This window comes from Salegentibacter maritimus (assembly GCF_016236915.1).
Classification (GTDB): domain Bacteria; phylum Bacteroidota; class Bacteroidia; order Flavobacteriales; family Flavobacteriaceae; genus Salegentibacter; species Salegentibacter maritimus.
Map to the genome: position 1 here is coordinate 22,764 of NZ_JAEHOK010000017.1, position 8,643 is coordinate 31,406.

Here is an 8,643-nt window from a genome sequence, read left to right on the forward strand (position 1 = left end):
TAAAATAGTGCCAGAAATCTTTAAAATAACACCAAAATCACTTAACAACCCTTGTATACACAAGCAAAAACCTTTTTTTAGTATATTTAAATTCTAAACCTATTCTCCCAAACAACTTTACCAATGAGATTTCTCTCCTATAACATCATCCTATCTCTATTTTTGTGCTTTACATCTTTATTGGTTGCTCAAAATATTGAACTAAAAACAGTTTTGACAGATAAAGATGGATTACCTCAAAATAAGGTTAAACACCTTATTTACGACCAGTATAAATATATTTGGTTAGGCTCCCAGAATGGCATCAGCAAATTCAATGGTTATTCTTTTAAGAGTTATCCTGAAATTTTGGGCAAGGAGGTTACCGCTATGTTCCTAGACCCAAAAAACAACCTTTGGATTGGCACGCGCGAAGGGTTATATCTTCTAAACAGGGTTTCAGATAAACTAGCGTTTGTATCTTCCGATTATATTAGAGACATTACTTCATATAATAACCAAATCTATTTCATCACTCCAGACCACCTATTCTCAATAAATAGTAATAACCAAATTGTTCAAATACAATTACCGGACGCCCTTCATGATTTTAGAAAGCTAGCTTTCTACAACAACCATCTATTTTTAGGTTTTGGAAAAAATAACGGACTTAAAAGGTTCGAGCTAACCTCAACAACTGCTAAGCACACAAAAGATATCTTAAATCAATCGATAATTTACTGTTTAAAAGTTATCGATAAAAATTTATGGGTTGGCACCTCTACAGGTAGCTTGTACAAATTTGACGGTAATAATCTAAAAACAATTGAACTTAATAATTCCCACCCCATACAAGACGTTTCTCCTGTAAAAGACAATATTTGGGTAGGAACAGATGGAAACGGTATTTTTTCTATCAAAGGAGATGTTCTAAACAAACATTATTTTGATTTGTCAGATGAAAAAATTGAAATAGGGAGCAATAACGTACATAGCATTTTAACCACCAACGAAAATGATATTTGGGTTGGCACGAACGATTCTGGTGTTTCATATTTTTCAGCATTAAAGAATCAATTTACCAACCTGTCTGAAAAATACGAATCGGCATTTGTACATCTAAACAAACCTTCAACAACTTGTTTCGAGGACAACGAAAAAAACTTATACTTTGGAACCAATTATGGCTTGACCAAAATCAACCCCGACACTAAAAAAAGTACTTCTATTAACCTTACCGAGTCTTTATCTCAAATCGGCGGTTCAAAAATCCTCTCTATTTTTAAATCTAGTACCACTAATATCTGGATAGGTTCTTTTGATGGGGGGCTAGGAAGATTTAATAATTCTTTAAAACATATTAATACTTATTATCCTTTTTCTGATGGATCTAAAAGCCAACAAGCAATTAATTTCATATCTGATATTTCTCAAAATGAAATTCTAATTAATTCAATGTTCAAAGGGCTAGGAATATTGAACGTAAGTAACGGAACCATGGAGAAAGTTCCTTTGGCGTCAACTGACACTATTCTCAACTATCAAAGCCAAACCGTCCGCAAATTCAGTAATAGCATTTATACTTATGTATTCGATAGGGATATTTGCGAGTTTAACAATCAAAAAAAAATTCTTGAACCGCTTTTCACACCTCCTGCACAAATAAACGATTTGTACAGAAACACCAACGGCTCCTTTTGGTTAGCCACAAGAGGTTCTGGATTATACCTAGTTGGCCCAACAGGTAAAATTTTAAAGCATCTTGATACAGATGATGGACTATCATCTAATTTCCTGCTTCGAATTGAGAAAGACAATTTTGACAACCTTTGGGTTTCAAGCATTTCAGGACTCAATAAGCTAGACAGCAATAACAACATTTATTCATACAGTAGTAAAGATGGCCTCCCTTCCAGAGAATTTAAACCCTTTGCCTCCCTTAAATTACATAATGGAAACATCGTTTTCGGTACTTTACAAGGTTTCATACTCGTAGACCCCAAATACCATGACATATCCCCATATCAATCTAAGGCCATAATCTCGGATATTAAATTTCAAAACCAAAGTATAAAAAATTTGGGAAGCAATACGTTTTTACAAGAACCTATTGAAAATACTTCCAGAATCGAACTACCGTTCACGAAAAACTCTTTTTCAATACACTTTTTTAACGACGACTATAGCTTACCTAAATCCAGCAAATATAAATATCGTTTACTCGGTCTAGAAAGTGATTGGATAAGTATTGAAGACAATACTCAAACCTCATACACAAATTTAAGCCCTGGAACATATAAATTTGAAATATTGCCCACAAGCAGTAATAGCTCCAGCGTTAACAAAAAATCAACTGAATTATATATTGATATACTTCCACCATGGTACTGGTCAAAATATACGATTCCTTTGTACATTTTACTTTTATTGCTTGCTTTTTATTTTACTTATAGGATTATAGCATACAAAGCCCACATCAATAAAGAGCGGGCTCTTGCTGAATATAAATTAAGCTCAATAAAGGCTTTGAATGAAGAAAAGATAACCTTTTTTACCAATATTTCGCATGACATCAAAACGCCTCTGTCTTTAATTACTGCTCCATTAGACATATTACTAAAAGATTCCGAAGCTAACCCAGCAAACAAGCAAAATTTAAATTTAATTAAAAAAAACACTGACAGACTCCTTCAATTAGTTAGTAATATTTTAGACTTCAGAACTCTAAACACAAATCACAAATTAAGACTTGAAATTTCAAAAGTAAACCTAGAAAGCCTTCTTAATGAATTACACGATGCTTTCAGCACAACCTGTGAAAAAAGGGGCATTAATCTAAAAATAATCAACAACTGTGAAACCGCAGTTTACATAGACAGCAATAAAGTAAAACGAATTTTATGGAACCTGACTTCAAACGCTATAGATTATTGCCCTAAAAACTCAAGTATAAAAATACATTGCTCCTTAACTAGTGGCTCTAAACTCAAAATATCGGTTCAAGATAGTGGCAAAGGATTAAACGAGGAAGAGCTAGAACATCTTTTCGACCCTTACTTTAAAGGCCAAGCGTTAAAATCCAATTCATACCAAGGAACAGGTCTTGGTTTAAGTATAGTAAAAAGACTGGTTGATGCTCATCAAGGAAATATAAAAATTGACTCAAAAATCAAACAAGGTAGCACATTTACAATAACAATTCCATGCAAAAAGGAAAACTATAAAAAAGAAGAAATTACAAATCGAAAAACTAAAAAAGAAAATTTCTCCACCACCCCAACAAATGCTAATTCTAACGTAAAATCAAAATACAAACTCCCTGTTTTATTTATTGTAGAAGACAATATTGAGCTCAATGCTTTTCTTTCAAATTTTCTTAATCCACATTTTAAGATACACTCATTTTTTAATGGACCAGACGCTTTAAAGGCTTCAAAAAAGAAAACACCAGACTTAATTATTAGTGATGTTTTAATGCCAGAAATGGATGGTTACACCTTATGCAAAGCTGTTAAAAACAATTTTTCAACCTCACATATACCCGTTATTTTACTTACCGCCAATAGTTCTTTGGAACATCAAGTAGAAGGCATGCAACAAGGAGCCGATCAGTATTTAACGAAACCATTTAAACCAGAGTTCCTTCTAGCCTCTGTTAATTCCATATTAGAAAACAGGAATAAACTGAGAGAAAAATATCAACAAGCAAGTACTGCTATAAAAGAAAACAACAATTTAACTCAAAAAGACAAAGATTTTATTGATAATTTACAAAAGTTCGCTAAAGAAAATATGTCTACAGAAAAAACCTCTGTAGACTTAATATGTAAAAACCTTAACTGTAGTAAATCTGTATTAACCAGAAAAACGAAAGCCTTAACCGGACTTACTCCAATGTCCTTTTTAAACACTTACAAGCTAAACATAGCCTACGATCTAATTCTCAATGAGGGGTTAAATGTGAGTGAAGCAGCTTTCAAGGTTGGATATTCAGACCCGAATTACTTTACCTTATGTTTTAAAAAACAGTTTGGAAAAAACCCTTCTGAACTTATTTCTTAAATTATTTAACTTTTAACAAAATTGCTCTATTAATCAAGATAAAGTACATTTTTATTTGCGAAGCTGGATGAGCCGGTCAAAGTGAACCACGTGCGCCGTATGAAAATGAGCATAGCAAACTAAGTGCGCAAAATCGATTCTACTGTGGTTAAATTTACTATTTATTTTTAAGTTTTTTCCTCATTGATTCCTCCTTGATATCTATTCTGTGAGCGGTATGAACTAAACGATCCAATATGGCGTCTGCAATGGTCTGTTCTCCAATAATCTCGTGCCAGGCCTCTACCGGTAACTGGGAGGCAATAATGGTAGATTTTTTTCCGTGCCTATCTTCAATAATTTCCATCAGGGAGTGCCTGTTAATATTATCCAGGCCTTTAAGCCCGAAGTCGTCAAGTATAAGCAGATCCTGTTTTTCGATCTTGCTTACCTGCTTTAAATAAGAGCCATCGGCCTTGGATGTTTTAAGCATGGTGAAGAGCCTAGAAGTGTTGAAGTACATCGTTTTGAAACCTAATGAGCAGGCCTGATGGCCTATGGCTGACGCCATGGATATCTCGGATCGTTTTGTGCCAGTGATTTCGGTCGGTTAGTGCCAGGCATTTCGGTTCAAATTGTGCCAGTTTTGGTTTTAAGTTAAGCCTATATCGGTTCGTTTTGTGCCACTTTGAAAGATCAAGTAAATAATACCTTGTCGCTTAAAAACAAGCGATATGGCCAATACACTTGATCCAATGGACTTAAAACAAATTATTTCCTTACATCTCGATGGATTTAGCAACCGTAAAATAGGTGCCACCCTTGGTATCTCCCGCAATACTGTAAATACTTATATGCGGCTGTTCAAGGCCAGCGGTTCTTCTCCTAAGGAATTATTGGCTCTTGATAATGCTGGCTTAGAAAAGCTTTTTCCTTCGCACACTACTATTGACAATCCTCGCTATGAGGAACTGATGTTGTATTTTGAGGGGGTCAACAAGGCCCGGAATCATCCAGGATTTACTTTTTCATACCATTATCAGGAATATGTAGCGCCTGCTAAAGATCCTTATGGTTACACCCAGTTTATGGAACACTACTGGCGCAAATATGCCAAGGTTAAAGGTTCGATGAAACTTGAACACGATCCTGGTAACGAAATGTTTATTGATTATGCCGGTAAAAAACTCCATATTATTGATAAGGAAACCGGGGAACTGATTCCTGTAGAAGTATTTGTAGCCATCCTTCCTAACAGCCAGTACACTTACGTAGAAGCCTGCAGGAGCCAGAAACGAGAGGACCTGATTACCTGTTGCTGTAATGCTCTGCACTTTTATGGAGGCGTGCCTAAAGCAATTGTCTCCGACAACCTAAAATCAGCGGTTACCCGTGCCAGCAGGTATGAGGCTGACATCAACAGGAGTTTTAAAGACTTTGCACGACATTACGACTGTGTGATCAATCCTGCCCGGGGCTATGCCCCGCAAGATAAAGCTTTAGTGGAGAATGCCGTAAACCTTGCCTACCAGCGGATCTATTATCCGCTTCGGGAGATGAGCTTCTTCTCTTTGGAAGATCTGAACCGGGAGATAAAACGCTTGTTGGAGCGGTACAATGACCTCTTGTTCTCCCGCAAAGAAGCCAGTCGCAGGGAACTCTTCCAATCTGTAGAACGGGAATACCTAAAACCCCTACCGGAGACAGTCTATGAACTGAAAGGTTACCGACGGGCAAAGGTTCAGAAAATAGGCTATGTATACTTCTCCCCGGATAAAAGCTATTACAGCACACCCTATCGTTACATAGGAAAAGAAACCACCATCCATTATACCAGTTCCGTGGTAGAAGTATATTATTATCATCAACGGATCGCCCTGCACCAGCGTAACCCATCAAAAGGCAGTTATAACACTAATAAAGAGCACCTAAGCAGTACCCATAAATACTATAGCGATTGGAGCCCTGAATTTTTTAAAAAGAAAGCGGCCATACATGGCAAGTACGTGCTGGTCTGTATCGAGAAAATAATCACCGCGGTGGACTATCCGGAAATAGGATACAAACGAGCTATGGGGGTCATCCAGCTTCATAAATCCTATGGCTCCCAGCGATTGGATGATGCCTGTAAAAGAGCTTTACAAGCAGACGCGGTTACTTACCTGCGCATTAAGAATATCCTGAAAAACAACCTGGACAAAAGCTCCCTGTTTTACCAGGACCTCGAAGAAGATAAACCACACATCCCGGAACACGATAACTTGCGGGGTGCTTCTGCATATCAATAATAAACCATTTAAATCTAATGAATATGAACAACAATCAGACTATTGAAAAACTAAAACAAATGCGCCTGGGGGCTATGGCTCAGTTGCACCAGCAGCACATAAAGGACAACCGCATAGAGAATATCACTGCTGATGAATACCTCGCTCTGCTGATCGATCACCAATGGGAAGACCGGCAGAACCGGAAGATAGAGCGGCTCTTAAAACAGGCCGGTTTTAAACAAGAGGCGAACCTGGCCGATGTGAATTACACCCAACAACGCAACCTGGACAAGAACATGTTTACCCGCCTAGGGACACTGGATTTTATCACCAGAAAGGAAAATATTATCCTTACCGGGGCGTCCGGGGTTGGCAAAAGTTACCTGGCCCAGGCTTTAGGGCATCAGGGTTGTATAATGGAATACAAAACCATTTATACCAACACCGCCCGCCTTTTTAAGAAATTAAAACTTAGTAAAGTGGATGGCACTTATCTTAAGGAACTAGGGAAACTCATCAAAGCGGATGTACTGATCCTGGATGACTTTGGCCTGCAGAGTTTCGATAACCATGCCAGGGAAACCCTTATGGATATCATCGATGACCGGTATAACAAAGCTTCTACAATTATAGCTTCACAAATACCTGTATCGGCCTGGTATGATATTATTGGGGAAGGAACTATTGCAGACGCTATTTTAGACAGGATCGTGAACTCCTCACATCGGATTGACCTCAAAGGAGTGTCTCTAAGAAAAGGAGCTTTAAAGAACGAGTAACATTAATTTTTTATCATTGTTGTCCGGTAAAATTTAAAGTAGCAAAAAAAAGCCTTGTCATCGTCATATTTTACTGAATTAGGTCCCTGTTTTCAAAACAGAACCCCCTATGGGTCAAAAATACTCAATTGACCTATGTTTTTTGTTGTGATTTCTTCGTATTTTGAGTCTGGGTTTTTCAGAAATTTGAACAGGTCAATGTAGGTCATCAAATGATATCGTATTACGGACATCATATTGGAATATGCCCAGTTCCTTTCTGCTTTTCTTTGTATGACAAGCATTATAAGCTGAATGATTAAACTGACCCAAATTTGTATTTCAATCGCATTTTGGTTATCGCCCAAAAAGTATTTAAGTGGGAAGTTCTGTTTAAGCCTTTTGAACATGGTCTCTATCTGCCAGCGGTTTTTGTAGATATCGGCTATCTTATCGGCTTCCAGTTCATAGTTATTGGTAATGAACTCATACACTTTGCGTTTCTCTTCGTGCCAAAAAGCTATTCTCCTGAGTTGGAACTCCCCGTTCTTTTTATCGATAAGTATGATTTTTTCATCTTTTAGGACAGCGTCGTCCATCTTGTCCGGTATATCAAATTCCTCAAGGCTTGTGTAGCGGGCATTGTCCTTTTGCCTGGTCACAAAATAGATATCGTCCAAGGTCCATTGTTGGTATTGCTTATAATCCACATAGCCTTTGTCGAAGACAACGAAAGAACCTTTTTTCAAATCGAGTTCTTTTAAAAATACATGGTCGTGGGTGGCCGCATTTGAAAACTTGATCAAGCAGGGAACATCTTCCATTGCATTTATCATCGTGTGCATCTTTATACCGCCTTTCTTTTTACCGCCCATCGGATTTCTGCCAACACCCTTCAGGATATCACTAAAGAGCGTTATCGTTGAAGAATCGACTATTTTGAGGTCTTTTACGGCAGGCTCCCTGGTTCTGCTGTCCGATAAAAAATGGCGATAGCGTTTGTATAGCAAACCATAAATATCCGCAAAGACTTCCGCGCTCCTTCGCTTGTTGGCATCGGATAATGTGCTGCGTTTTGGAAAGTCCTTTAAGCCCAAATGGTTGATATTGCCCTCGCAGGCAAGCATTATGCTGGAGACTTCACGAAGCGAGCTGCTACCGCTGATCACGGAGAATATCATCGTGACCAAGTGCTCGTAGGTCGTGAACTTTTTAGTGTACTTATCGCTATTATGCTTCTTCGCTGTCCGGTAAACATCATTGTGATCCAAGAACTTTAAAACCTGTTTGATAATGGGTTGTCCGCTAAAGTTTTTACTTTTGTTCATATATCTGGTTTTTGTGGTAAAAAACAAGATATAAAATAAGCGGGAAATCCCTTTGGGAAATCCCGCTTTTAAAAATCTTTACCGGACACTACTGATTTTTTATATAATTGCAGTATCTTTCAAAGTGGCACTGTTTGACCGAAACAGGTGGCACCATCACTCCGAAATAGCCATTCCACTCAGACCGAGGGATACAATACGCCTCAAAAACATTTAGAACATTTATTAAATCCAACCCGTTGGTGACCCAATCTATGAGTAGAAAGG

At 37.6% G+C, this 8,643-nt stretch carries 4 protein-coding genes and 1 pseudogene; 3 read left to right on the top strand and 2 right to left on the bottom strand.

The window, feature by feature from the left end; all coding sequences use genetic code 11:
- Positions 1-123 precede the first annotated feature (123 nt).
- On the top strand, positions 124-4,041 hold the full coding sequence (locus I6U49_RS12730) for a hybrid sensor histidine kinase/response regulator transcription factor (RefSeq protein WP_198629097.1): 3,918 nt from the start codon (positions 124-126) through the stop codon (positions 4,039-4,041).
- Positions 4,042-4,198: 157 nt separating this feature from the next.
- Here I6U49_RS12730 and I6U49_RS12735 read toward each other — a convergent pair.
- Positions 4,199-4,621, bottom strand: a pseudogene (locus I6U49_RS12735) (ATP-binding protein); the annotation flags it as partial.
- Between the two features lie 133 nt (positions 4,622-4,754).
- Between I6U49_RS12735 and istA the strand changes: the two are divergent.
- Together istA and istB are read left to right on the top strand one after the other, a co-directional pair.
- Entirely contained in the window at positions 4,755-6,308 is a 1,554-nt protein-coding gene (gene istA / locus I6U49_RS12740; RefSeq protein ID WP_198629098.1) for an IS21 family transposase, read from the top strand.
- A gap of 23 nt (positions 6,309-6,331) precedes the next feature.
- Positions 6,332-7,069 carry an IS21-like element helper ATPase IstB gene (gene istB, locus I6U49_RS12745; RefSeq protein ID WP_198629099.1) on the top strand — a complete coding sequence of 246 codons (738 nt, stop codon included), beginning with the start codon at positions 6,332-6,334 and terminating at the stop codon, positions 7,067-7,069.
- Between the two features lie 107 nt (positions 7,070-7,176).
- Here istB and I6U49_RS12750 read toward each other — a convergent pair whose 3' ends face one another.
- Positions 7,177-8,376, bottom strand: coding sequence for an IS4 family transposase (locus I6U49_RS12750; protein WP_198629100.1), 1,200 nt, complete (start codon positions 8,374-8,376; stop codon positions 7,177-7,179).
- Positions 8,377-8,643 lie beyond the last annotated feature (267 nt).

Excerpts from the sequence above, each read along its gene's own strand:
- I6U49_RS12730 (WP_198629097.1), top strand. The coding sequence starts at position 124 with ATGAGATTTCTCTCCTATAACATCATCCTATCTCTATTTTTGTGCTTT.
- istA (WP_198629098.1), top strand. The coding sequence starts at position 4,755 with ATGGCCAATACACTTGATCCAATGGACTTAAAACAAATTATTTCCTTA.
- istB (WP_198629099.1), top strand. The coding sequence starts at position 6,332 with ATGAACAACAATCAGACTATTGAAAAACTAAAACAAATGCGCCTGGGG.
- I6U49_RS12750 (WP_198629100.1), bottom strand. The coding sequence starts at position 8,376 with ATGAACAAAAGTAAAAACTTTAGCGGACAACCCATTATCAAACAGGTT.